Source organism: Rhodococcus sp. 06-418-5, assembly GCF_002258285.1.
Classification (GTDB): Bacteria; Actinomycetota; Actinomycetes; order Mycobacteriales; family Mycobacteriaceae; genus Rhodococcoides.
On the sequence record NZ_NOYE01000012.1, the window covers coordinates 870288 to 894364 of the forward strand.

Annotated in this window: 24 protein-coding genes and 1 tRNA gene; 7 read left to right on the forward strand and 18 right to left on the reverse strand. The window is 62.9% G+C overall.

Translation table 11 applies throughout. The features are described from left to right. Positions 1 to 130: 130 nt before the first annotated feature. Entirely contained in the window at positions 131 to 559 is a 429-nt protein-coding gene (locus CH274_RS09605; RefSeq protein WP_143546540.1) for a hypothetical protein, read from the forward strand. Positions 560 to 580: 21 nt separating this feature from the next. On the opposite strand, the gene CH274_RS09610 is transcribed toward CH274_RS09605, so the two are convergent. After that, positions 581 to 1045 carry an SRPBCC family protein gene (locus CH274_RS09610; RefSeq protein WP_032398164.1) on the reverse strand — a complete coding sequence of 155 codons (465 nt, stop codon included), beginning with the start codon at positions 1043 to 1045 and terminating at the stop codon, positions 581 to 583. Between the two features lie 92 nt (positions 1046 to 1137). Further along, on the reverse strand, positions 1138 to 1506 hold the full coding sequence (locus tag CH274_RS09615; protein ID WP_032398165.1) for a winged helix-turn-helix transcriptional regulator: 369 nt from the start codon (positions 1504 to 1506) through the stop codon (positions 1138 to 1140). Between the two features lie 79 nt (positions 1507 to 1585). Here CH274_RS09615 and CH274_RS09620 point away from each other — a divergent pair, with 79 nt between their 5' ends. Next, on the forward strand, positions 1586 to 1996 hold the full coding sequence (locus tag CH274_RS09620) for a RidA family protein (RefSeq protein WP_094629412.1): 411 nt from the start codon (positions 1586 to 1588) through the stop codon (positions 1994 to 1996). Between the two features lie 57 nt (positions 1997 to 2053). On the opposite strand, the gene CH274_RS09625 is transcribed toward CH274_RS09620, so the two are convergent. The 5 genes from CH274_RS09625 to CH274_RS09645 form a co-directional block, all read right to left on the reverse strand. After that, positions 2054 to 4045: a TerD family protein gene (locus CH274_RS09625; RefSeq protein ID WP_094647856.1), complete on the reverse strand. Its 1992-nt coding sequence runs from the start codon at positions 4043 to 4045 to the stop codon at positions 2054 to 2056. A 132-nt stretch (positions 4046 to 4177) separates the two neighbouring features. Then, entirely contained in the window at positions 4178 to 4966 is a 789-nt protein-coding gene (locus tag CH274_RS09630; RefSeq protein ID WP_306436598.1) for an amino acid ABC transporter ATP-binding protein, read from the reverse strand. Then, on the reverse strand, positions 4963 to 5703 hold the full coding sequence (locus tag CH274_RS09635) for an amino acid ABC transporter permease (protein WP_094629410.1): 741 nt from the start codon (positions 5701 to 5703) through the stop codon (positions 4963 to 4965). The genes CH274_RS09630 and CH274_RS09635 overlap by 4 nt, the downstream gene beginning before the upstream one ends. A gap of 30 nt (positions 5704 to 5733) precedes the next feature. Continuing rightward, the gene (locus tag CH274_RS09640) at positions 5734 to 6594 is read right to left on the reverse strand and encodes an ABC transporter substrate-binding protein (protein ID WP_094629409.1); all 861 of its coding nucleotides are present in this window, start codon (positions 6592 to 6594) and stop codon (positions 5734 to 5736) included. Positions 6595 to 6800: 206 nt separating this feature from the next. Next, a complete protein-coding gene (locus tag CH274_RS09645; RefSeq protein WP_094657305.1) occupies positions 6801 to 7805 on the reverse strand; it encodes a LacI family DNA-binding transcriptional regulator in 1005 nt (334 codons plus the stop codon). Between the two features lie 172 nt (positions 7806 to 7977). On the opposite strand from CH274_RS09645, the gene CH274_RS09650 reads away from it, so the two are divergent. From CH274_RS09650 to hydA, 4 genes are read left to right on the forward strand one after another with little or no spacing between them, the layout of a single operon-like run. After that, positions 7978 to 8940: a dihydrodipicolinate synthase family protein gene (locus CH274_RS09650; RefSeq protein ID WP_032398170.1), complete on the forward strand. Its 963-nt coding sequence runs from the start codon at positions 7978 to 7980 to the stop codon at positions 8938 to 8940. Next, positions 8930 to 10078: an NAD(P)/FAD-dependent oxidoreductase gene (locus CH274_RS09655; RefSeq protein WP_094657216.1), complete on the forward strand. Its 1149-nt coding sequence runs from the start codon at positions 8930 to 8932 to the stop codon at positions 10076 to 10078. Before CH274_RS09650 ends, CH274_RS09655 begins: the two co-directional genes overlap by 11 nt. Before the next feature lie 13 nt (positions 10079 to 10091). Next, positions 10092 to 10478 (forward strand): allophanate hydrolase-related protein, encoded by a 387-nt coding sequence (locus tag CH274_RS09660; RefSeq protein ID WP_032398172.1) that lies wholly within the window; start codon positions 10092 to 10094, stop codon positions 10476 to 10478. Then, positions 10475 to 11863 carry a dihydropyrimidinase gene (gene hydA, locus CH274_RS09665; RefSeq protein ID WP_094657306.1) on the forward strand — a complete coding sequence of 463 codons (1389 nt, stop codon included), beginning with the start codon at positions 10475 to 10477 and terminating at the stop codon, positions 11861 to 11863. Before CH274_RS09660 ends, hydA begins: the two co-directional genes overlap by 4 nt. A gap of 50 nt (positions 11864 to 11913) precedes the next feature. Here the strand turns inward: hydA and CH274_RS09670 are convergent, their stop codons facing one another. Continuing rightward, positions 11914 to 12336 carry a hypothetical protein gene (locus tag CH274_RS09670; RefSeq protein ID WP_045195027.1) on the reverse strand — a complete coding sequence of 141 codons (423 nt, stop codon included), beginning with the start codon at positions 12334 to 12336 and terminating at the stop codon, positions 11914 to 11916. 790 nt (positions 12337 to 13126) lie between these two features. Between CH274_RS09670 and CH274_RS09680 the strand changes: the two genes are divergently transcribed. Continuing rightward, positions 13127 to 14401 (forward strand): GGDEF domain-containing protein, encoded by a 1275-nt coding sequence (locus tag CH274_RS09680; protein ID WP_094657217.1) that lies wholly within the window; start codon positions 13127 to 13129, stop codon positions 14399 to 14401. A 338-nt stretch (positions 14402 to 14739) separates the two neighbouring features. On the opposite strand, the gene CH274_RS09685 is transcribed toward CH274_RS09680, so the two are convergent. The 10 genes from CH274_RS09685 to CH274_RS09730 form a co-directional block, all read right to left on the reverse strand. Then, positions 14740 to 14813, reverse strand: a tRNA-Pro gene (locus CH274_RS09685). A gap of 85 nt (positions 14814 to 14898) precedes the next feature. Further along, a complete protein-coding gene (gene der, locus CH274_RS09690) occupies positions 14899 to 16347 on the reverse strand; it encodes a ribosome biogenesis GTPase Der (RefSeq protein WP_032398188.1) in 1449 nt (482 codons plus the stop codon). Continuing rightward, a complete protein-coding gene (gene cmk / locus CH274_RS09695) occupies positions 16344 to 17027 on the reverse strand; it encodes a (d)CMP kinase (RefSeq protein WP_032398189.1) in 684 nt (227 codons plus the stop codon). Before cmk ends, der begins: the two co-directional genes overlap by 4 nt. After that, positions 17027 to 18190, reverse strand: coding sequence for a pseudouridine synthase (locus tag CH274_RS09700; RefSeq protein ID WP_094657218.1), 1164 nt, complete (start codon positions 18188 to 18190; stop codon positions 17027 to 17029). The genes cmk and CH274_RS09700 overlap by 1 nt, the downstream gene beginning before the upstream one ends. Before the next feature lie 12 nt (positions 18191 to 18202). Continuing rightward, the gene (gene scpB, locus CH274_RS09705) at positions 18203 to 18886 is read right to left on the reverse strand and encodes an SMC-Scp complex subunit ScpB (protein ID WP_045195024.1); all 684 of its coding nucleotides are present in this window, start codon (positions 18884 to 18886) and stop codon (positions 18203 to 18205) included. After that, positions 18883 to 19719 (reverse strand): segregation and condensation protein A, encoded by an 837-nt coding sequence (locus CH274_RS09710; RefSeq protein WP_032398191.1) that lies wholly within the window; start codon positions 19717 to 19719, stop codon positions 18883 to 18885. Before CH274_RS09710 ends, scpB begins: the two co-directional genes overlap by 4 nt. Next, a complete protein-coding gene (locus CH274_RS09715; RefSeq protein ID WP_371828399.1) occupies positions 19716 to 20642 on the reverse strand; it encodes a ParA family protein in 927 nt (308 codons plus the stop codon). The genes CH274_RS09710 and CH274_RS09715 overlap by 4 nt, the downstream gene beginning before the upstream one ends. Before the next feature lie 146 nt (positions 20643 to 20788). After that, complete coding sequence (gene xerD / locus CH274_RS09720) at positions 20789 to 21703, reverse strand: site-specific tyrosine recombinase XerD (RefSeq protein WP_032398193.1); 915 nt, start codon at positions 21701 to 21703, stop codon at positions 20789 to 20791. Positions 21704 to 21708: 5 nt separating this feature from the next. Continuing rightward, complete coding sequence (locus CH274_RS09725) at positions 21709 to 22341, reverse strand: NUDIX domain-containing protein (RefSeq protein WP_094657219.1); 633 nt, start codon at positions 22339 to 22341, stop codon at positions 21709 to 21711. Then, positions 22338 to 24071, reverse strand: a complete 1734-nt coding sequence (locus CH274_RS09730) for a CTP synthase (RefSeq protein ID WP_032398195.1) — start codon at positions 24069 to 24071, stop codon at positions 22338 to 22340. The genes CH274_RS09725 and CH274_RS09730 overlap by 4 nt, the downstream gene beginning before the upstream one ends. Positions 24072 to 24077: the final 6 nt, after the last annotated feature.

The following is a 24077-nucleotide window of genomic DNA, read 5'->3' on the forward strand; positions in this document are numbered from 1 at the left end:
TCGGGCCGCGGTATTCGGGTCGACTCCTTGGGGGAAAGAGTGGATCCGGCGCGTCGAGCCCATCGCTGTCACTCGGCCGAACCCAATACTGCCGCGGGCGCGCAGTCTTGTGCGCAACGATTCGGTTGTCGTGAACCGCAACCAAATCGGTGAGTTCCGCTGCGTCGTGTCCGCGGGCATGAAGAGTGAGACGGCTGTGCTCTCACTGCCCCGATACACGGCGACGGAACGAAAGTCGGTGATGCGCATTCTCGCCCGCCACACGCGCGGAGGTGCGAGCAGCGGTGACCTCCCCGATGAGGTTCACGCCGAACTTGTAGCGGAAAAGTTGTCGCCGGTCCCCGACGCCACCGGAGCGTTCTGTACCTGCTCCGGAAGAATCGATCCGTGCCTCCACGTAACGGCCGCTACGTACGCCATCAGTCTGATCGTCGATCAGATGCCGACGTCCGCATTGGCCGTCCGTGGAGTCGATCTTTCGGCAGAGACTACGGCGAAGGATGTTCCTCGACGTTGGATGCCGATCGAAAATCTCGACAGCACAGCGTTCTTCGGCTGACCTGAGACCTGCGGCTCGAGATCAGGACGTCGCTTCGACTGCCAGTCGAGCGAGTGTGTCGTTCAACTGATCTTCGGTCACCAGCGGAAACTTGATCTGCTGGAGCAACTTCTTGTCCGTGACCTTGGACCAGTCGTAGGTGTGGCGGACCAGCGTCTCGTTGGGGCCCTGAGATTCGAGCTCCCACAGCCATTCCCAGCCGGGAGGCTCGTTGCCGGCGGGCGCCGTCTTCCACGCGAGCAGCTTGTCTTTGATGTAGCCGCTCACCACATTGTCGGTCTGGTACTCGCCGCCCATGTGATCGCCCTGCATGTTCATCGTGAATTTCTCGCCGACCTTCTGAATGCGGTCGGCGTGGTCCACGCTCCGGACGAACCCGGATCCATCGAGAGCTTGATGCCGCTCGGGATTGGACAGCACATCGAATACCGCGTCGACGGGTGCTTCGATGGTGCGTTCGACTGTGACTTTGGAATTCTCTGTCATGACTACCGCTTGCCCAGAATTCGCCAGCTTCAATCTTCGGCCATCTCGAGTTCGAGTGACACTGCATCTCGAGTTGCCGACTCGGACCGTCGTCACAGGAGGTCGAAGTCCGCGCGAGCTCGTTCGATCTCCGGCATGTGGTCGGTAGCCCATTGCAAGATGGCGTCGATCGGCATCCGAAGGGTCTTCCCCAGTCGCGTGATTCGGTACTCGACGGCGACGGGACGCGAACTGAGCAGGACCCTTTCGACGACACCGTTTCGTTCGAGTTTGCGCAATGTCGCGGTGAGCGATTTCTGTGTCACGTTCGGGATGGCGCGACGCAGTTCGTTGAAGCGGGAGGGTTGTTCGCAGAGTACGTCGAGCACCGCCAGCGACCATTTGTCGAGTACCTGATCGAGCAACTCGCGATGGGGCGCGCTGATGGTGAGTTCGTCCTGCACGGCCGGGGTATCGGTCATGAAACCACGTCTCCTTGAAGTTACTTTCGTGCACCAGGTATCAATAATATACCTAGCCGCAACCATCGAGGAGAAGCCGATGTCCGTCATCTATTCCAGCCCGGAAGGCATGACTCAGCACGTGCCGTACCACCATGTAGCCGTAGGTACCGGAACGCGCCACGTACACGTCAGTGGCCAGATCGCACGCCGCGTCGACGGTGCCCCGGTGGCCCCTGGCGACCTTGCGGGTCAGGTTGCACACGCGCTGAGAAATACTGCCATCGGATTGGCAGGTGCGGGTGCGACATTCAGCGACGTGGTGCGATTGACCTTCTATGTCACCCATTGGGCACCGGAGAAGATCGGCGAGTTCATGACAGGTGTCGAACAGGTCGCAGTCGACATAGGACTTCCGACTCCCATGCCGCCCGCCTCGCTCATCGGAGTCGACTACCTCTTCGAACCGGACGTACTCGTGGAGGTCGAGGCGACGGCGATACTCGACTGAATTTCACTGCGGGCCCGGATCAGTGACGACGTCGGGGCAACTCGTACAGTCGCGCAATCAGTCGACCGCAGTGTCGGTGGACGACGATTCCGGGGCCGACGGGACCCATGGCTTCAGCGGTTGCACGACGTCGCGGTAGAAGGAATCGAGGCCGTCGGTCACACTTCCGATGAAGCTGGCCGCAGAGCCCGAGCGCTTGCTACCCATCTTGGTCGGTGACGTCAGCGTGAAGTACTGCAGTTCGCTGATCCGGCCTGCGGTCAACGATTTGGTGTCCGAGCGCACTGTCGCCAAGTTCTCGCAGGATATTTCGCCTGGGTCTGCGAACACGGCTTCGACCAGGATGTCGGCAGGAGCGTTCTTCAATTGCTTGAGCAGCCATGATGCTCGTCGGAGCGCGGTCCCGTCGGTCGGAGCGTCGATAGCGGTGCTGCACTGAATCTTGTTGGTACGCAGGTCCGCTTCGACAGTGACATCTCCGGCGGCATCAGGAATGCGCAATGTGGCCGAGAGACAACCGGAGGCAACGAGTTGCTCGACGATGTACTCGTTGCGCGCCTGGGGATCTCCGCTGAACTTCCTCGGGAGGTGATGCTTCACCGGAACGCCGAGATCGGCAGTCATCCGCAAGGCCAGGTGCCTGGACAGCGACGCCCATGTATTCGCCACCGACAAGGCCTTCACATCGCCGGAGCGAAGCGTTCCTGCGGTGACCGAGTCGCGAACTGCAACCCAGTGGCGACCCATGTCGACGAACTCCGTCGCGCCTGACTTCGGGTGCGTCAGATACCGGACGAATTCGCTCAGAATCCATGCTTGCAGTGGCTCCGCAAGGTCGCCGTGCGACAACAACATTCGAGCCTCGTGAATGACCTCGGACCAGGAGATATGCCGCAGGGAGACCTTGTTCAGCTTGGTCTTGTTCACCTGGACCGGGAGCTCACCGGCGGAGGCCGGAATGTCGTTGGACAAACTCAGAACGGTCTCGTACTTATGTCGTTTTGCGACATCGAGGTAATTCTCGAGCTGCTCTTTCTGTAGCTTGCCGGTGCCGGTTTTCACTTCCAGCAACGCTGTCCACACTTGGCCCGCGCGCGATACTCGAAACACACCGTCGGGGATGACCTTGCCCTCGCCCTTGACGAACTGCACTTCGAGGTAGCCCTCGAAGGGACCGGACGGCGCTCCGGCATGTGCGCAGATTGCGCGAGCGAACGGACGAACCGCCTGCATCGTCGCGATCAGCGCCGAGGTGGCCCTCTTCTCCTGCTCCTCACCGGATCCGACACCGGACACGGAGAACAGGCGAGCCGTCTGCCACCCCTCTCCCCCGGCCAGGGTGAACTGAGGCGGCGCGACCTTCTTGGCAACGGGCTTCTTGGTGCGAACGCCGCGTTTCGGCGGTTCGACATCGACAACCGAGACGTCGACGATCTCACCGGTCGTATCGACGGCCAGCACGTGCGAGTCGGCGACCTCGACCACGACAACTTCATTCGCCGAAGCTTCGGGCTCGCCGTCGTCGACGTCGACGCCGAAGTCCTGGGCCAAACCACCCAATCCGGATTCCCAGCCCTGACCGACCGCGCGTAGTTTCCACACGCCGTTCCGTCGGTACACCTCCCCGAACACCAATGCTCGTTCCGACGACGCATCGGCAGTGAGGAACTCCCCGAGCACCGAACCTGCTTGATCCCGCACCTGCATCGACAGTTTCCCGAAGTCACCCAATGGAACATCGTCGGAGCTACCCGCGATGACCACCTTCTCGACTTCGGCTGCGAGAGAATCGAGATGGATCGACACTCGTTCCTGTTTGCCTTCGTCGGTGCTACTGCTCCCGCGGTAGCGTACGGTCGCGTCCGCGGACTCCGGCTGGTTGTAGAAGACGAAGTCTGCATCGGACCGAACGTGCCCGCTCGAATTCACCAGCAATGCAGACGCATCGAGATCTCGCTCCGGGTCTACCCAGGACACGATGACATCCAGTTCGGTCACGTCGTCCGGCAGAGAAATGTTCTGACCCTTGACGAGAATGGGTGAACTCACGCTGACACGCTCCTGTCGGACAAATCGGACTCCGACTGCTCACCCTATTCACAGCGTGACGGTGTGAGTCGAAGACGCCCGACATTCATTCATTCGGCCTACGGCACGCATGGTTGGCCCCGCTTAGGCCGGTCAGAGGATACGACTCAAGAACTGTTGTGTACGAGCATTTTTTGGATCGTCGAAGAACTCGCGCGGAGGTGCTTCCTCCACGATCTTCCCGTCGCTCATGAAAACGACTCGGTCTGCGGCCGCTTTCGCGAAGCCCATTTCGTGGCTCACCACCACCATCGTCATACCCTCGTCGCGGAGTCGAAGCATGACGTCGAGCACCTCGTTGACCATCTCGGGATCGAGGGCAGAGGTGGGCTCGTCGAACAACATCACTTCGGGCTTCATTGCCAACGCTCGTGCGATCGCCACGCGTTGCTGCTGACCACCGGACAGTTGTGACGGATAGTTCTCTCCCTTGTCTGCAAGGCCGACGAGGTCGAGTAGTTCCTGAGCTTGCCTGCGCGCCTTGTCCTTCTGCGTGCCGAGGACATGACGTGGGCCCGATGCGACGTTGTCCAGCGCCGTCATCATGGGAAACAGGTTGAAGCTCTGGAACACCATTCCTGTGTGGTGCCGCTGCTTGGCGATCTGCGCCTCCGACAGCGGCGTTCGCTTGACCCCTTCCGAGAAGCCCATCATCTCGCCGCACACTCGGACGGTCCCGGATTCAATGGTCTCGAGACAGTTGAGCGTGCGCAGCAAGGTGCTCTTTCCACTTCCCGACGGCCCGAGCAGCAGGACCACTTCCCCTTTGTCCACCGTGAAATCGATGTCGTCGAGGACGACGAGATCGTTGTAGGCCTTGGTCATGTTCCTGACCTCGACCATCGTCGTGGCCTTCCTGGTAGCAGACGTCGCACTGGTCATCGGTTCACGGCCTCGGCTTTCATTGCGCTGTCGTCGAGCTTCGGACTCGACGGACCGCCCTTACGGCGGTAATTGCGGTCGTATCCACGCCCTACCCGTACTTCGATCATCTTCTGAATCAACCCCCACAGAGTCGTCAGCACCAGGAAGTACAACGCTGCGGCGCAGAGCCCTTCCAGCACTCGGAAATTCACCTGCACCAGGAACTGGGTCCGTCTCAGCAATTCCTGTACGGAGATGACCGACACCAGAGTTGTGGTCTTGAGCAACCCGTTGAAGCTGTTGCCGAGTGGAGGAATCATCACCCGCAGCGCCTGTGGGAGAACCACCACGCGGAAGACCTTCGTGGGCGACATGCCGAGGGCTCGTGCCGCTTCGGTCTGTCCGGTCGGAACCGAGAGCAATCCGGAACGGACTATTTCCGACAGGTATGCGGCTTCGTTGAGAACCAGGCCCACGAGTGCCGCCTCGATCACGCCCAATTTGATGCCGACCTGAGGAAGTCCGGTATAGATGATCACCAACTGCACCAGTAGAGGCGTGCCGCGCATCAGCCACACGTAGAACCCGGCGACTATCCGCAGGGGTGCGAGCTTGGATGATCGCGCGGAGGCGACCACCACTGCGAGAGCGAGTCCGAGGATCATGCTGACTACGGTGAGCCAGATCGTGACCCACGCGCCCTCGAGCAGCTGGGTGCTCGTCAGGATGGAGAAGAATGCGTCCCAGGACCACATGTGGGTGCCTTTCGACTTACGTTGGTCGGATCAGCTGTCGAGAGGACCGGTGCTCACGGCAATATCGCCGTCGTATCCGGTGACGTCGTACTGCTCGAACAGGTCGGGCAGATATCCGTCGCTCCTCATCTCCGACAGCACACGCGCCACCTCTGCGGAGGATTTGCTGTCCTTCGCGAATCCCATGGCCAGAGGTGCCTCGTTGATTCCACCGACGGCTGTCTCGAATCGTCCGTCTTCCTGGTAGAACGACGTGACCGACTCGACGATGGACGTGCCGTCGAGCTGGCCTGCCGAAAGCGCTTGATAGGCATCGGCATTGGTTTTGAATGTCTGCACTGTCAGCGCCGGCTTTCCTTCGGCCGCAAACTGCTCGGCCATGGCGGTCAGCGTGTCGAATTCGTATCCGGGCGCTTCGACCCCGATGGTCTTGCCCGCCAGGTCGTCCACGCTGGAGATCGATTCGGGGTTGCCCGACGGCACCGAGATCGAGACTGCCTGCACCTCGTACGGAACGAGATCGATGGTCTCGGCACGTGCAGGCGTGTAGAACATTCCGGTGTCGATCATGTCCCAACGGCCGGCCTGCACACCGGGAATCTGTGCCTCGAACTCGATGTTGACGAACTTCGGCGTCAAACACAGGCGCTTGGCGATCTCCTTACCGAGGTCGACACGCATGCCGATCACGTCGCCGTTCGGATCGACGTACTGCATCGGCGGAAGAGTCGCGTTGGTGGCCATCGTCAGTACGCCTTCTTCGGCAAGGTCCGAAGCACCGAGCGTGGGTGTGCAGTCCGTCGGCGCGGCTACGGAATCGTCCGAGGAACTACAGGCAGTGAGGCCGGCCACCACGACAGCAATAGCGGCGATTCCTGTTAACTTACGCATTGAGCGAGCCTTTCCATATCGACTGCAGCACTACACGTTCGAGGACGGGGCGGCAGCGACGATGAGGGAGTTGTTCGAGAAGAATCGATCTTTTGGGATCGATTGCATCAAGCGTCGCAGACGAATTCGGAGGCGTCAACGCGGTTAACACTGCCGACACGCGGTACATCAACTGTTAACCGTTCGCAGGTGATCGCGCTCACCGATCACAGTGCGGCACACGACGACCGCTCCACCAGACGAGCACCGATTCGATACGTGCGCCCATCGGGTTCGAGCGAATCCTTGATCTGCTGGAACAGCAGGTCCATTGCCACATTCGCCAACTGAGCGGCACCGTTGTCGACGACTGTGATTGCCGGCTGCCACATCGCGAGCCACGGCATGTCCTCGTGGCAGATCAGCGACAACTCGTCCGGCACCGACACTCCTCTGCCGACGAGCGTGGGCAGGATGCCGAAGACAGCCTCATGGTTGGCCGCGTAGAGAGCAGTCATCGCCTGGGGTGCATCCAGTAACGAATTGATCGCTTCGGCGCCGAACTCCGTGGTGAACGAGCCTTTCCGGACGATCGTCTCGTCGACCGGAATGCCTGCGTCGGCCAGCGCCAGTCGATAGCCCTCGTAGCGCTCACGTCCGGACGTCGCATCCTCGTTTCCACCGACATACCCGATACGACTGTGCCCGAGCTCGATCAGGTGCGCTGTCGCGTCGCGAGCACCCGTTACGTCATCTGCCAGCACCGTCGACGCAGAGCTCCCCTTCACCGAACGAATCAGGTTGACCACCGCTCGGCCCTGCTCCAGAAGCGCATTCGACGCCGCAGCACTTCGACCGCTGCCGATCACGATGGTTCCGTCGACGCCGTGCTCGCCCAGCATGGCCAGTACGTCGTCCTCGCGCGCCGGATCGGCATCGGTGATGCAGAGCAGTACCTGAAATCCACTGGCTGCTGCCCTCTTTTGGACGACCTCGGCGACAGTGTGAAAGGTCGCGTTGAGCAGGTTGTTCATGACCAGACCGATCAAATGCGACCGGTTGGAGCGCAGCGCGCTCGCGGCCCTGTTCGGCCGATACCCGAGAACCCTGGCCGCATCCTCCACCGCTGCCCGTGTCTCCGCCGAGATCAGCGACGATCCACTCAACGCGCGTGATGCCGTGCTGCGCGAAACCCCAGCAGCGCTCGCAACGTCGATCAAGGTGACCGCCATCGGTTCTCCGTTCTCTTGCTTCACACCTCGGACAGACATATTCGACCGTGGTCGCGTTACAAGTACGTTTCCGGCTTGACGACTCGACCACCCCGAAGGCAGTCTATGCAATCGATCCCACAAATGCGGGTACGACGCGTCGTCGATCGTCCCGAGCCCGAAAGGCACTCCCATGAATCGCGATGATGTCGCGTGGTCCGGCTACTGGCCCGCTGCCCCCACACCGTTCACGCAGTCGGGTGCCGTCGATACCGAGGCAATTTTCGACTTGATGAATCTCTACGCGCAGACGGGAGTTCACGGTGTACTCGTGAACGGCAGCACAGGCGAATGGTTCAGCCAGAGCGACCACGAACGAAAGACCGTAACGGAAGCATCGATCGATGCAGTCGCAGGCCGCTTCCCTGTCGTGATCGGTGTCAGCGCGTACACAGCTGCGCAGTCCTCCGCGCTCGCGAAGCACGCTGCTTCCGTCGGCGCGGACGGCATACTGGCGACGCCTCCGCCCTACGTACACACCTCGGCGGAAGAGACATTCCAGTACTACCGAAGCGTCAGCACCGCAACATCACTGCCGTTCATGGCCTACAACTGGCCACGGGGCGTTGCGGTCGACATGGGAACTTCACCCGACTTGTTCTCTCGACTGGCCGACCTGGACAACGTCGTCGCGATCAAAGACAGCACCGGTGATTGGCTCGCCATGCTCGACACCGTCGAGGCCGTGTCAGACCGCGTCCGTGTATTCGGGAGTTTTCTGCATCGACGCGGCCTTGCCACGCTGCTCGAGCTGGGCGGGGACGGCAACATCGACGGAGGTGGGGTGGGCGCGCCCTTCGCGGTGCCGTTCTACGAGGCCGTCGCTGCACGGGACGCCGACACCGCGCGCATGTGGGTCGATCGTTACCGCGCGTTTTCGGGCCGGCTCATCGCCTCGGACTACAGCGGCGTCTACGCCTCCCCCATCCCTCAGTTGAAGGCCGTGATGAACCTTCTCGGTCAACCAGGAGGCACTGTGCGAGAACCACTGCTTCCGGTCACCGACGCCGACACGCTTGCCTCGCTGCAATCGGTCATCGTCGAATCGGGTATCGACGATGCCTACGCGACCTTAGGAGCTGTGCATGCGAACTGAAGTCGACGTCGTTGTCATCGGAGCCGGAATCGTCGGCGCAGCAACGGCTCTCGCCCTCACCCGCGCGGGATCCCGCGTCGCTGTACTCGATCGCACCCTGCCCAACACCGCCGGCTCGGGTACGACCGCGGGCAACCTGCACATCCAGACGATTCACACCCGCAGGCCTGGGCAGGGCCGAGCCGTCGACGTCGAACAGCTACTTCCGTTGCAGAAGTCGACGAGCACATTGTGGAACACGCTGGACGAGACCGTGCCTGGTCTCGGGCTGAACCGGTGCGGCGGCTTCATGGTGGCCGAGACCGAAGAGCAGGTCCACGCCCTCATCACGAAGCACCGATGGGAACGCGATGCGGGGATTCCGACGGAGGTACTGAGCGGTGACGAAGCGCGGCAGGCGCTACCTCTGCTCGGCCCGAGCATTCAGGCCGCAACCTGGTGCCCGTGGGACGGATTCGCCGAACCCGACCTCGCAGGCCCTGCCCTGTTGCGACAGGTCGCGGCCGAGGGAGCGTCTGTACACCCGTCGGCACCGGTGATCGGACTGACCCACGACGGTGACGTCTGGACCGTCGACACCAATGGTGGGACGTGGATTGCACCTGTGGTGATAGACGTTGCAGGTCCGTGGATGGCACCGATCGCCGCGATGGCGGGTATATCGCTCGAACTCGTCCCGACGTCGTTGCAAATGCACGCGCTGAAAGCCGCGCCCCGGACGCTCGAAGTGCTCGTACAGCACGTCGGGGAAGGAATGTCGATCAAGCAGAATCGATCGGGACGCCTCGTCCTCGGCGGCGGCTGGCCTGCAGGTGCGTTCCACGACAGCGAGCCGGCCCCGAGCAGATCGGACAGCACCACAGGAAACCTGGAGCAGGTTCGACGGCTTCTGCCTGCGCTGAGCCACAATGCGCTCCTCGATACATGGACCGGGCCCGTGGTCACCACGCCCGACGAAATGCCGGTCATCGGCGAACTCGCCGGCGCCCCGGGACTATTCGTGGCAGGCGGCACCTACTCCTTCACCTTCGCACCGCTCTGGGGACACATCCTCACCGAGCTGGTGCACGGTAGGAAACCAGAACTCGACGTAACAGCGTTCTCTCCGAACCGACTCGTCCGAATCCAAGCTCACTGAAAGAAGGCTTTGAATGGCACTGGTCACGATGTTCGTCAACGGACAGGCGATGTCCGGCGGCACCCTGAACGACGCGTTGCACAAGGCGCGATTCGTGGGGAAAATCGATACCGCACCGAAATACCGATTCTTCTCCGTGCGTAACGAATTTCCCGGTTTGCACCCGGTGACAACCGATGGATACGTGGTACCGGGCGAGCTCTACGAGGTCGAGTACGACGTATTGCGCGACGAGCTCCTTCCCCGGGAACCGAAGGAACTCGAACTCGGGGTCATCGAGTTGGCGGATGGCTCGGGCTCCCTGTCGATGCGAATGCGCGAGAGCCATCTGACGGCCGCCGGTGTCACCGACATCAGTGACCGCGGCGGATGGCTGGCCTACCTCGCGAGCACACGATGAAGGTCGTGCGCGGTGGGATGGTCGTCGAATCCCACTGGGCCGCTCCGGCAGACCTGCTCATCGACGACGGCAGAGTCGTTGCGGTGCTCACCCCAGGGAGCAAGGTCGACGCGGCAGCAGAGGTCATCGATGCAACCGGGAAACTGGTGATGCCGGGTGGAGTCGATCCACACTGCCACGTCGGGTTCACCTCCGGCGAATTCACCTCGCTCGATTCGTATTTGGAGTGCACGACGGCGGCCGTGTTCGGCGGCACCACCACGATCATCGACTTCGCCATCCCCCGTCCAGGTCAACAGCCGCTGGACGCCGCCGAGGTACAGCGCGCGAAAGCGTCGAGCGGACTGTGCGATTCGGCTCTGCACGCCTGCGTCGTCGAGTGGACCGACACCACGGCCGACCAACTGAAGACGCTGGCCGACGCCGGCATCCGAACTGTCAAGATGTTCACCACCTATGCCGGTGAGACGATGGCCAACGAACACACCATCCTCAACACGATGCAGACCACTCGCGACCTCGGCGGAATGGTCATCATCCACTGCGAATCCGACGCGATCGTCACCGACGCGCAGAACCTCGCGGCGGCATCGGACGGTGTCGATGCCGCACACATGTCGCGAACGCGGCCGGAGCTCGCCGAGACCGCCTCGGTCGCAGCCATTCTCGCGATCGCCGAATCACAGAGTGCACCGGTCTACTTCGTGCATCAGTCCACTCCGGCTGCCGTCGAACTGGTCGCGGACGCTCGCAAACGAGGACTTGTTGCCTTCACCGAATCGGTCGCCCACCATCTGATCCTCGACGACTCGGCCTACGAGGGTGAGCAACCGGAAGGATTCGTATGCTGCCCACCGCTGCGCTCGGCCGAGGTGGTCGAGGAACTCGGGCGTCACCTGTTCACCGGGCACGTCACCACCATCGGTTCCGACCATTGCTGCTACGACACCGCACAGAAGCAGGTGCACAGCCACGACGTGCGGCATATGCCCAACGGACTCCCCGGAGTCGAGACGCGTCTCCCGGTGATCTACTCGCACTACGTGAACGGATTGGGTCTGACGGCCAGCAGATTCGTGGAGTTGACCTCGGCGAATCCAGCGCGCACCAATGGCCTCTATCCACGCAAAGGCTCACTGATGCCGGGGTCCGACGCCGACATCGCGATCTGGGACCCCGAACTGGAATGGACGGTGACCACCGAATCACTCCACATGGCGACCGACTACACCCCGTACGAGGGACACCGACTTCGAGGAAAGCCGGTCACCGTGATCGTGGGCGGCGAGATTGTCGTCCACGACGGCGAACTCATCGACGCCACTCCCCGCGGTCGACACCTCGAGGCCTCACCCCTCGACTTCAGCGGGGCATTCAGTATGTGATCCTCGTACACGAGCGATCTCGCTCTTCGTCTACGGACGATCCAATAGGTCTACTTGTCGGCAAGTCCCGTTGCCGCTGCCAAGTATTCGCGTGAGTCTCGAAATGTTTGCGCAACACCGCGTCCCGCGATGGCGTGGTACCGACTGAGCCGGTCGTCATCGAGAGCTTCGAGGACGGTACTGGAATCCGCGTGCATCCAACCACCGTCTCGAACCAGTTCGTGGGCGCGTTTGCTGGGTAGCGCCGAAATACCCTCGACCCTGATCCCATTCGGATCGGTCGACGCCGCGATGTAATAGGCCTTCTTGCCGGGGTACCCGGCCTTGACCTTCTCGCGCAACCGGAAGACGGCATCGGCCGCGTCGTCGATGGCCGATGCCTGTTCGTCGGAGCCCGATTCGGCGGCAGAGATTCGCGCGATCTCTCCATCGAGCGCGGAAAGCAAAGTGGCGAGGTACTCGAGATCGCTCATGGACCCATGATGCCCTAGATCAGTGATCCCTCGGACCAACACCCGACCGCAGGATGTCGGCGCCTGTACACCTCGGGCTCAACCTGAGCAAGCACACAGTCCAGATGCCTACCGGCGATGTCATGGACCGCTAACGAGGCGGAGATCCCCGAACGGTTGCCCGCACCACCTGCAACTTCCACCGATGTAGTCGTGCCCGTCTTCACGCTCGCATTCGTCGACTGCGCATTCGCTGCCGCACGAGAGCATCTGGCCACACCGCTCACCGCTCACCGCCACAGGCCGGGCGGTGACAGTCACTCGGCATACAGACGAAAAAAGACGGCCCCGGATTTCTCCGAAACCGTCTTCGACCTGCAATGTGTCGGGCTGACAGGATTCGAACCTGCGACCACTTGACCCCCAGCTGGATCGACCGTTACATCGATGGACCCACCCGGACGCAACACACAGCTGCTGACCAGGCGCTCTCGCCCGGATCGGTCCAGGTCAATCCGCCCTCGGTCGAACCGAGTAGGGACACGCTCGAACATCGATTGCTCCATGCGAATCCACCGAAGGCCCCACGCACCACACCGATGCACCCGCTGCGAAAGGTGTCCGAACCACCGACCCGACACGGCCTCGTACCCAGACAGCGAGGACACCCCGCTGAAGGGACGACGCTACAACCTACGCGTCCAGCCTCCGAGCTCTGGTTGAGGCCGATCGCTCGAAAGCTCGGGCGCGATCGGGAAGAACGGAGCAGACTCCCTATCGGATCAGTTGCAGCTGGAACGGACGTGCTGTCGTGGGCGATCGACATCGTGAGGACAACCTGGGGCCCGATCACGTTTCGGGGATCGAGACGCCGAACGCATCGATAGGCATCACCCGATACTTCATCGACACCGGGCGGCTCGAATGGGATGCCCGTGCCGCCGACATCTTCGAGGCGGGCCTCGATCCCCGGCCTGCAATCGAGATCTGGCACGAACGTGTGCACCCGGACGACGCGCACCTGCTGGTCCAACTCTACGAGGACGCAAGCGCCGACGTCGGTGCGGAGTGTATTTACCGGGTTGTTCTCTCCGACGGCACCGTTCGCCACATTCTCACTCGAAGTGTCGCCGTGGAAACCGCGCCCGATGGCCATCCGACGGTTCTGACCGGAGTGGTTTCACAGGTCCGACCGCTCATCGATACGAGCGAGCGCCTCGGCACAGTTCTGGACTCCGTCTCGCTGGGCTTCGCGATTCTCGACCGCGACATGATCATCCGTTACGCCAACACGCAGACCGAACGGCACCTCGGCATCGCCCGGGATCAGCTCATCGGACGACATCTGCACGACGCGCTCCCCGATACCCAGGGCTCCTACTTCGACAACCTTCACCGCGACGCGTTGCTCACCTGCGGCGAGGTCAGCATCGAAGCACCCGCACTCTTTCGCCCCGACACGATCATGGAGGTGACCGCCAACTACGTCGAGGACGTTGTCGCAGTCAGTTTCCGCAACGTCACCGATGCAGTTCACAGAGCCACACGACTACTCGACGCATACCGAGAACTTCTCGCCAAATCCCGACTCGACGACCTCACAGGAGTGCTGAACCGATCTGCTCTGTTCGAACGAATCGAGAGGGTCAGCGCCGAAATATCGCTCCCCACAGCAATATTGTTCATCGACGTCGACAACTTCAAGACCATCAACGACACCCACGGCCATCTCGTCGGCGATCACGTTCTACGCATCACCGCCGCCCGACTCGCCGACCTGTGCAATTCCAACACTGTCCTCGGCCGGATCGGGGGCGACGAATTCGTCATAGCGATGTTCGACGATGACGAACCACTGACGACGAACGAGCCCGAACAACTTCGCCGACGACTACGCCGCGCAGCACGCGCACCCATCGACTTGAACGACTCCACCCTCTCGATCGAATTGAGCGTCGGAATCGCACACAACACAGGTGAGTCGACTCTCGAGGACATGCTCACCCGAGCCGACCTCGCTCTGTACGAACACAAAACCAACATTTCCCGCATCGACGTCCCTCGCCGGACAAAGCATCAGCACTGACCGCTGACGGAACCGGATCGAACCCCTGCGGCAGCGCTACAGCGGATCTGGACGAAACAAGAACCGGAGCCACCGATTCGTCCGAGTTGCAGCTCGACACGGACGCCTATGGACCCAGTAGCTCCTCGAGGAGCGAACCAGCTGAACAAAGTGGCTCCGTCCGCTCAGGTCCATTCGACCGACGCACGCAGATCGCCGGACGCCAGCGGATACACCTGGACAGCGCCTCGGCGCCGAGTTCGATCGTGTAGGTACCGAGAAGTGACACTCCCGCGGCACGCACACGAAAAAGACGGCTCCGGATCTCTCCGAAACCGCCTCCAACCTGCATCAATCTGTCGGGCTGACAGGATTTGAACCTGCGACCACTTGACCCCCAGTCAAGTGCGCTACCAAGCTGCGCCACAGCCCGCCGCGCCTCAAAAGGCGCTTGCTGAGATTACCCCAGCCCTACCCCTGAGAGGAAATCGCCTGCTCAGGGGCGGTACCGGACTACGTCAGCGGTTGTTGCCCTTGCCCGGCCGTTCCCGCTTCTCCCGGATACGCACCGACACACGCACGGGGCTGCCGTCGAAGTTGAACTCCTCACGCAGACGCCGCTCGATGAATCGGCGATAGCCGGCCTCGAGGAACCCTGTGGTGAACAGCACGAACGTCGGCGGCCGCGTGCTGGCCTGCGTCGCGAACATGATGCGCGGCAGACGTCCGCCACGCATCGGCGGCGGTGTGGCCGCCACGACTTCCTTGAGCCACGTGTTGAGGCGTCCGGTGGGCACTCGCTTGTCCCACGACTCCAGAGCCGTCTCGAGCGCAGGTACGAGCTTCTGTACCGCACGGCCCGTCTGTGCCGAGATGTTCACACGCTGCGCCCACGGCACCCGAGCGAGATCACGATCGATCTCCTTCTCGAGCTGCTGACGACGATCATCGTCCACCAGATCCCACTTGTTGAACGCCAACACCAACGCGCGGCCGGCATCGGAGACCATGCTCAGCACACGCATGTCCTGCTCCGAGATCACCTGTGAGGCATCGAGAAGCAGAATCGCGACCTCGGCGGCCTCGATGGCGGACTTGGTGCGCAGCGACGCGTAGAACTCGGCACCGCTGGCATGGCTGACGCGCTTACGCAGTCCTGCGGTATCGACGAATCGCCAAGTCTTGCCGCCCAATTCGACCAACGAGTCGACAGGATCGACGGTGGTGCCGGCAACATCGTGCACCACCGAGCGCTCGTCGCCCGACAGCTTGTTGATCAACGAGGACTTGCCAACGTTCGGCTTACCGACCAGAGCGACACGCCTGGGTCCCCCACCGGGAATTCCCTCACGCGGCGTCTCGGGCAAGGCCTCGAGCACGCGATCCAGCAGATCACCGGTACCGCGGCCATGGGTGGCCGAGACCGACAGCGGCTCCCCCAGACCCAGCGACCACAGCGCGGCAACCTCGGACTCGGTGCGGCCGTCGTCGACCTTGTTGGCCACCAACAGAACCGGAGTCTTCGAGCGACGCAGTACTCGCGCCACTGCCTCGTCCGTCGTCGTCGAACCGACTCGCGCATCGACGACCAACAGGATCGCATCGGCGGTGTTCATCGCCAACTCGGCCTGGCGCGCAACGGATTGCTGCAGACCCTTCGCGTCGGGTTCCCAACCGCCGGTGTCCTGCACCAGGAAGCGTCGACCACTCCAGTTCGCCTCGTACGACACCCGGTCACGGGTGACGCCTGGGACGTCTTCGACCACTGCTTCGCGTCGTCCGATGATGCGGTTGACGAGCGTCGACTTACCGACGTTCGGTCGGCCCACCACGGCGAGAGTCGGTACCGCTACGGCATCTTCGCCGTCTTCACCTTCGTTGAGGTCGACGTACTCCCACTCGCCCTCGTCACTCCATGTTCCGTCGCCCGCGGTTTCCGCTGCGCCGGAGAAGAATTCTTCACTCACTGGACTGCTCCACTTCTGTCGTTCACCACGAGCAGCAAACGCTCGATCACGCCGTCGAGATCCAGCTCGCTGGTATCGACGATCACCGAATCCTCGGCGGGACGAAGCGGTGACACTGCTCTCGTCGAATCTGCGTGATCGCGGCGTTGCACGTCCGCGAGCACGGATTCGTAGTCGTCGTCGCGACCCTGTTCGATGTTCTGTTTGTTGCGACGCTGTGCCCGCGCTTCCGGTGAGGCAGTCAGGAACACCTTCACGTCGGCGTCGGGAAGAACGACGGTGCCGATGTCGCGTCCCTCCACCACGATTCGCGTCGACGAACTCGCAAGGTCACGCTGCATCTGCACCAAGAGCTCGCGCACCGCAGGCACTGCGGAGACGGCCGAGACGGCCTTGGTGACCGCATCGCCGCGGATCTCGCCGCTGACGTCCTCACCGTCGAGCAGAACGGTCTCGGACAGCGGGTCCTTGCCGATCTCGAGGGGAAGTGCTGCAACAGCTTTCGCGACAGCGTCTGCATCGGTGGGCTCGACGCCCGAGCGCAGCACCCACACCGTCGCCACGCGGTACATCGCACCGGTGTCGAGGTAGCTTGCTTCGAGTGCCGATGCGAGCCTGCGCGATACCGAGGATTTGCCGGTGCCCGAAGGCCCGTCCATCGCCACCACGAGCGCGCTCATCACAGGCCCACGGATTCGTAGAGCTTGCCGATCTCGCCGCGTCCGAGGACACGCAGTGTTCCTGGACGCTGATCGCCGAGCACGATGTTGCCGACATCGGTACGCACGAGACGTCCGACGGGGAAGCCGACCTTGTCGAACAACCGACGCACGATGTGCTTGCGGCCCTCGTGGAGCGTCACCTTGACGAGAGACTTGCCGTCCGAGATGTCGAGCAGCTGGAAGCCGTCGACCTTCACCGGGCCGTCGTCGAGTGTCACGCCTTCACGCAGCTGCTTGCCCAGAGTGCGGGGAATGGTGCCGAACAGCGTCGCGAGGTAGGTCTTGGAGACCTCGAACGACGGGTGCATCAGACGGTGAGCAAGATCACCGTCGTTGGTGAAGAGCAACAGCCCCTCGGTGTCGGCATCGAGGCGTCCGACGTGGAACAGTCGCTGCCCCGCCTGCACGCGCTCGGAGACGATGTCGCCGACGCACGGGCGTCCCAGATCGTCGGACATGGTGCACTGCCATCCACGCGGCTTGTTCATCGCGAGGTGAACGAGCTCTTCCTTCACGACCACGCGAGTGCCGTCGACGCGGACCACAGCGATGTTGGGATCGATGCGGATGCCCTGTTCGGTGACGATGCGTCCGTCGACCTCGACGCGGCCGTCGGCGATCAGTTCCTCGGCGGCACGACGCGATGCGACGCCTGCCTGCGCGAGCACCTTCTGCAACCGAACGCCTTCACCGGCGGGTACGTGCTTGCGCGGTGAGGAATCGGTGTGCTGATGCTTTGCCGGCTTGGCGTTGCTGATCGTGGTCGACGGAACCTGCTTCTTCTGCGGCTTCGGCGGCTTGGGACGCGAGGGCTTCTTGCGAGGAACGGCGTCGTTGCTGCGGTCGTTGATGCCGGTCTCGACAGGCTTGTAATCGAAGGATTCCTGCTCGACGCCCTTGCGCGGGGCCGGCCGGGCTCCTGCACGAGGAGCTCCGGTGCGGGGTGCACCAGCACGGGGTCCCCCGGTACGGGGAGCGCCGTCACGGGGCGCTGCGTCGCGGGTGCGATCTCCGCGGCGCGCGTCACGCGGAGTGTCCGACCTACCTGCGGTCGGCTTCCTGCGTGGGTCTTGTCTCTTGTTACGGTCCGGTGTGCCATCACGGCGAGCGGGCTTGTTCACTTGTCTTACCTATCAGTCGTCCGAGTCGAGCTCGGCTGCCGGATCGGGTTTCGATCCGCGGTTCTTGGTGGAGCGGGTCGTTCTCGGGTCGGTGTCCATGCTGTCACTGATCTCGTCGATCAGGTCCACACCCGGCAACAGCGGTGCCAGTTCGGGTAGGTCACCGAGCGATGCGAGCCCGAGCCGTTCGAGGAACAACTCGGTGGTGCAGTACATCGTGCCGTTCGTCTCCGGGTCCGTTCCTGCTTCGGAGATCAGTCCACGGGCGAGCAACGTACGCATCACTCCATCGACGTTGACTCCACGTACGGCGCTGACTCGTGCGCGGGTCAACGGTTGACGATATGCGATCACGGCCAGGGTTTCCAATGCCGCGCGTGTGAGCTTGGACCGAGCCCCGTCCAGAAGCAGCCGTTCGACGTACGGCGCATAGGCGGTTCGGGTGTAGAAACGCCATCCGTCACCGGCGTAGCGAAGGTCTATTCCGCTGGTTCGTTCGGTCAGTGCGGCAGCCATCTCGTTCAGGGTTGCGCGCACGCGCGCTACCGACGCACCCACCGCCGAGGCGAGTTGCTCGTCCGAGGCAGGGGTATCGACGATCAGCAACACAGCTTCCAGAGCCGAGGCGAGGGTGGCGTCGTCGAGCTCCTCGGAATTCTCGCCGTCCTCGAGCTCGAGCTCCGGGTCGACACTCATGCGTAGTCCTCTTCCGTGACCACGATGGGTCCTTCGTCCTTACCGGTCCAACTCACTCGGAGATCGCCGAGCGGCTCGGGCTGCTCGAACGCGATCACCTGTTGGCGGAACAGCTCCAGCAACGCCAGGAATCGCGCGATTATTTCGACCTGCACCTCGCAGTCCTGCACCAACTCCGAGAACGATGCCCACTCGTTGAGGCCTCGGCCCTGCAGATTGTCGAGCAGCCACGCCGCCTGCTCCGGGATCGAGACCGCGTGCTGATGGATGTGATCGAGCCCCACCTGCGGAATCGGTTTGGGGCGAAATGCCGCAGCGGCGATGTCGGCGAATGTGGCCGGGTCGACGCCGAGCAGCACCTCGGGAATCAGATCGGCGTACCTGTCCTCCACCGACACCGATCGCGGATAACGTCGCAGCGCAGCAGCTTCCAGTTCACCGAACAGCAGAGCGACCTGCTTGTAGGCCCGGTATTGAAGTAGCCGGGCGAACAGTAGATCTCGAACTTCGAGCAGCGCAAGATCCTCGGCGTCCTCCACATCGCCCGAGGGCAGCAACCGTGCTGCCTTGAGGTCGAGCAGCGTCGCGGCGACGACGAGGAATTCCGTCGTCTGGTCGAGGCCGACATCGGCACCGAGCGACTTGGTGAACGAGATGAAATCGTCGGTGACGGTGTGCAACGCCACTTCGGTGACGTCCATTCGATGCTGACTGATCAACGACAGCAGCAGATCGAACGGACCCTCGAAGTTGAGCAACCGCACCCGGAATTTCGACGGATCCGCGTCGGCCGGAACCTCGATCGGGGCCTCGTCGGCAGCGTCGACGGTCACGGACCCGACCGGTAGATCACCTCGCGCGCGAGGGCGCGGTACGCCTGTGCGCCGCCGGATTTCGGAGCCCACGTGGTGATCGGCTCACCGGCCACACTGGTTTCCGGGAATCGGACGGTACGGGTGATCACCGTGTCGTAGACGACGTCGCCGAACACCTCGACCACTCGCGTCATCACCTCACGCGAGTGCAATGTGCGGGCGTCGAACATCGTCACCACGATGCCGGCCAACGTGAGCCGCGGGTTGAGCCGATCGCGCACCTTCTCGACGGTGTCGTTCAACAACGCCAGTCCGCGCAGACTGAAGTACTCGCACTCCATGGGGATCAGCACTTCGTCGGCACACGTGAGCGCGTTGACCGTCAACAGACCGAGCGACGGCTGGCAATCGATGAGGACGTAGTCGTAGCGATCGAGAATCGGATGCAGCACCCGCCCGAGTGTCTGCTCCCGGCCGACCTCGGTGACCAACTGAATCTCGGCTGCGGAGAGATCGATGTTGCTGGGCATCAGATCGAGGTTCTCGACGCGAGTGCGCATGATGATGTCGTCGGCGGAGACCTTCGCTTCGACGAGGAGGTTGTAGACCGTCAGATCGAGCTCGTGATGTGCGACGCCCAATCCCGCAGACAGTGCGCCCTGCGGGTCGAGATCCACGAGCAGCACGCGGCGGCCGTAGCCGGCCAACGAGGCACCGAGATTGATGGTCGACGTCGTCTTGCCGACGCCACCCTTCTGGTTGCACATCGCGATGATCTTGGCCGGGCCGTGACTGGCCAGCGGTTGCGGATCGGGGACGGCCCTGGTCTTGCGACCGGTGGGCCCGAGCTCGTTCGGCGCGGGAATGATGTCGTGTGTCTCCCGACTGGATTCCGGTTGACGCGTCTGGAACAGGGCACCGTCGAGATGCGGATGATTCAAGCCTGACTCCGCCGCTGGCGGCTGCGGTGTCGACACGTTCCAGCGCTCCCCTGTCCCGTCCGTCTTCGAGTAGTTCACGCAAACGCTACCGCTTGACGCTCGCGCATCGTCACCGGACACGCTGACGCACGACAGCCGGCCTCGTGCTACCGGGCCCGTGGATGCGCTCCTGCCCACACTTCACGCAGAGTGTTGACGGTGACGAGGGTGTAGATCTGCGTCGTCGTCACCGACGCATGCCCCAACAGCTCCTGCACGACGCGGACGTCGGCGCCGCCGTCCAGCAGGTGAGTGGCGAACGAATGCCGAAGGACGTGTGGTGATACCCCCGCGGTGATCCCGGCCCGCACGGCCGAATCCTGCAACACCTGCCACGCACTCTGTCGAGACAACCTGCCGCCCCGAACGTTGAGGAACAGGGCAGGATTCGAGCGGGAGACCAGCCCCGGCCGGCCGCGCACCAGGTACGCGTCGACGGCCTCGACAGCGGGTCGCCCGACCGGCACGATGCGATGCTTGCCGCCTTTGCCGCGCAGCAGCACCGAGCGAGCCTCGGTGTCGATGTCGTCGACGTCGAGCCCGACTGCCTCGGATATACGAGCCCCGGTGGAATAGAGCAGCTCCAGCAGAGCCCGATCCCGCAGTCCGCGTGGGGCATCGGGACCGGCGATCGACGCCGACTCGAGCAGTGCAACCACCTGATCGACGGGCAGCGACTTCGGCAACCGCTTGGCCGGCTGCGGCGGCTTGACCTCGCTCGCGACGTTGCGCTCGACCATCCCCTCCGCGAGCGCAAACCTGTGCAGACCGCGCACCGCGATCAACGTCCGGGCCGCCGAACTCGCTGCGAGTGCCGGGAACTCGTCGTCACCGCGCCGTAGATAGAGCACGAACTCGGTGATGTCGTTCTCGGCGACCTTCGCCAGATCGGTGATGCCGTAGCCGCTGAGGAACCGCTCGTACCGCACCAGATCGCGACGGTAGGACGACACCGTGTTCGGTGCCGACCCGCGCTCGACCACCAGATGGTCGAGGTACGTCTGAATCTGCTGGCCGATCACGGTGGCTACTTTCGCGAACTCTTTCGCTTCTCGAAGGCCGTCGGCAGATCCGCCCACGGCGCATCGGCCGAACGCAGTTCTGTACCGGTAGCGCGCGCCGCGGCGAACGCGAGAACGCCCGCGACGGCGGTTGCGTTGACGATCTCGCCCGACAGCGCACGGCGGACGGCCTCGTCCACCGGAACGTAGAAGAGCTCGATGTCGGCTTCCTCGTCGTGTGCCTCGGGCCGATCGACCTCGGTCAGGCCCTGCGCGAGGAAGATCCGCACGGCCTCGTCGGTGAACCCGGGCGAGGCAAGCACATCGACCAGAACCGACCACGTCTGCGCGGCGAGCCCGGTCTCCTCGGCGAGCTCACGCTGAGCCGCAACCACCGGCTGCTCCCCCGGCTCGTCCAGCAGACCGGCAGGCAACTCCCACAATCGACGACCTACGGGATGCCGGTACTGCTCGATCATCACCACACGATCCCGGTCGTCGACGGCCAGGATCCCGACCGCGCCGTGATGCTCGATCACCTCGCGCTCGGCCTGACGACCGTTCGGCATCGCCACCTGGTCGAGCCGGAGCGCGAGAATTGCGCCGGAGTACGGCACCGACGAATCGAGGGTGGTGAACTCGTGCCGAGGCTCGCTCATCCGACGGTCTCGGCGGCGACGTCCGATTCCTCCGTCTGACCCGTATCTCCGTGCACGTCGACCGGCAGACGCTCCGCGGCCTTGTACTTCAGCGCGGCATTGATCAACGACGCGAACAGTGGATGCGGACGGGTGGGCCGGCTCTTGAGCTCCGGATGCGCCTGAGTGGCCACGAAGAACGGGTGCACGGAGGCAGGCAGCTCGACGAACTCGACCAGGTGGCCGTCCGGAGAAGTACCGCTGAACACCAAGCCGCTCTTGGCAATTCGATCCCGGTAGTCGTTGTTGACCTCGTAGCGATGACGGTGACGCTCGGAAACGCTTTCGGTGCCGTACGACGCCGCGACGACCGAACCCTTCTGCAGGGTTGCCGGGTAGGCACCGAGACGCATCGTGCCGCCCAGATCGGCGTCACCGGCGACGGCATCTTCCTGATCGGCCATCGTGGAGATCACCGGATCCTTGGTGTCCGGGTCGAACTCGGCGGAGTTGGCGTCCGTCAGACCGACCGAACGAGCCGCCTCGATGACGACACACTGCAACCCGAGGCACAACCCCAGCAACGGAATCTTGCGCGTACGTGCGAACTCGATGGCCCCGAGCTTGCCCTCGATACCGCGGATACCGAAGCCACCGGGAATGAGCACGGCATCGACATCGCCCAACGCGGCCTGCGCGCCGGCGGGCGTCGAGCACTCGTCGGATGGGACCCACTTGATCTCGACCTTCGCGCGATGAGCGAATCCGCCTGCACGCAGCGCCTCGGTGACCGACAGGTACGCGTCGGGCAGGTCCACGTACTTGCCGACCAGACCGACGCGCACGGTCTCACGTGGCTGGTGAACACGCTCGAGCAGTCCACCCCAGATGGTCCAGTCCACATCACGGAACGGCAGACCGAGCTGACGAACGACGTACGCGTCGAGGCCTTCCTTGTGCAGCACCTTGGGAATGTCGTAGATCGACGGCGCGTCGGGCGTGGAGATGCAGCCGTCGACGTCGACGTCGCACATCAGCGCGATCTTGTTCTTCAATCCTGGCGGTACGTCGCGATCGCAACGCAGAATCAATGCGTCGGGCTGAATACCGATGCTGCGCAGCGCCGCGACGGAGTGCTGGGTTGGTTTGGTCTTGAGTTCACCGGACGGAGCCAGGAACGGAACCAGCGACACGTGCAGGAAGAACACATTGTTTCGGCCGACGTCGTGGCGCACCTGACGCGCGGCTTCGAGGAACGGCTGCGACTCGATATCGCCGACGGTGCCGCCGATTTCGGTGATCACGACGTCCGGCTGGTGACCCTGTAGGTCGGGGCCGTTCATCGCGAGAATGCGACGCTTGATCTCGTCGGTGATGTGCGGGATGACCTGAACGGTGTCGCCCAGATACTCACCGCGGCGTTCCTTGGCGATGACCGTCGAGTAGACCTGGCCGGTGGTGACATTGGCGAAACCGGACAGATCACGGTCGAGGAACCGCTCGTAGTGTCCGACGTCGAGGTCCGTCTCGGATCCGTCTTCGGTGACGAAGACCTCACCGTGCTGGAACGGGTTCATCGTGCCGGGATCGACGTTGAGGTAAGGATCGAGCTTCTGCATGGTCACGCGCAGTCCGCGTGCGGTCAGTAGCTGGCCGAGGCTCGATGCCGTCAGGCCTTTTCCGAGCGAGGACGCGACGCCCCCGCTGACGAAAATGTGCTTGGTGTCGGAACGCGACTGAAGGCGTGACAATGAGGC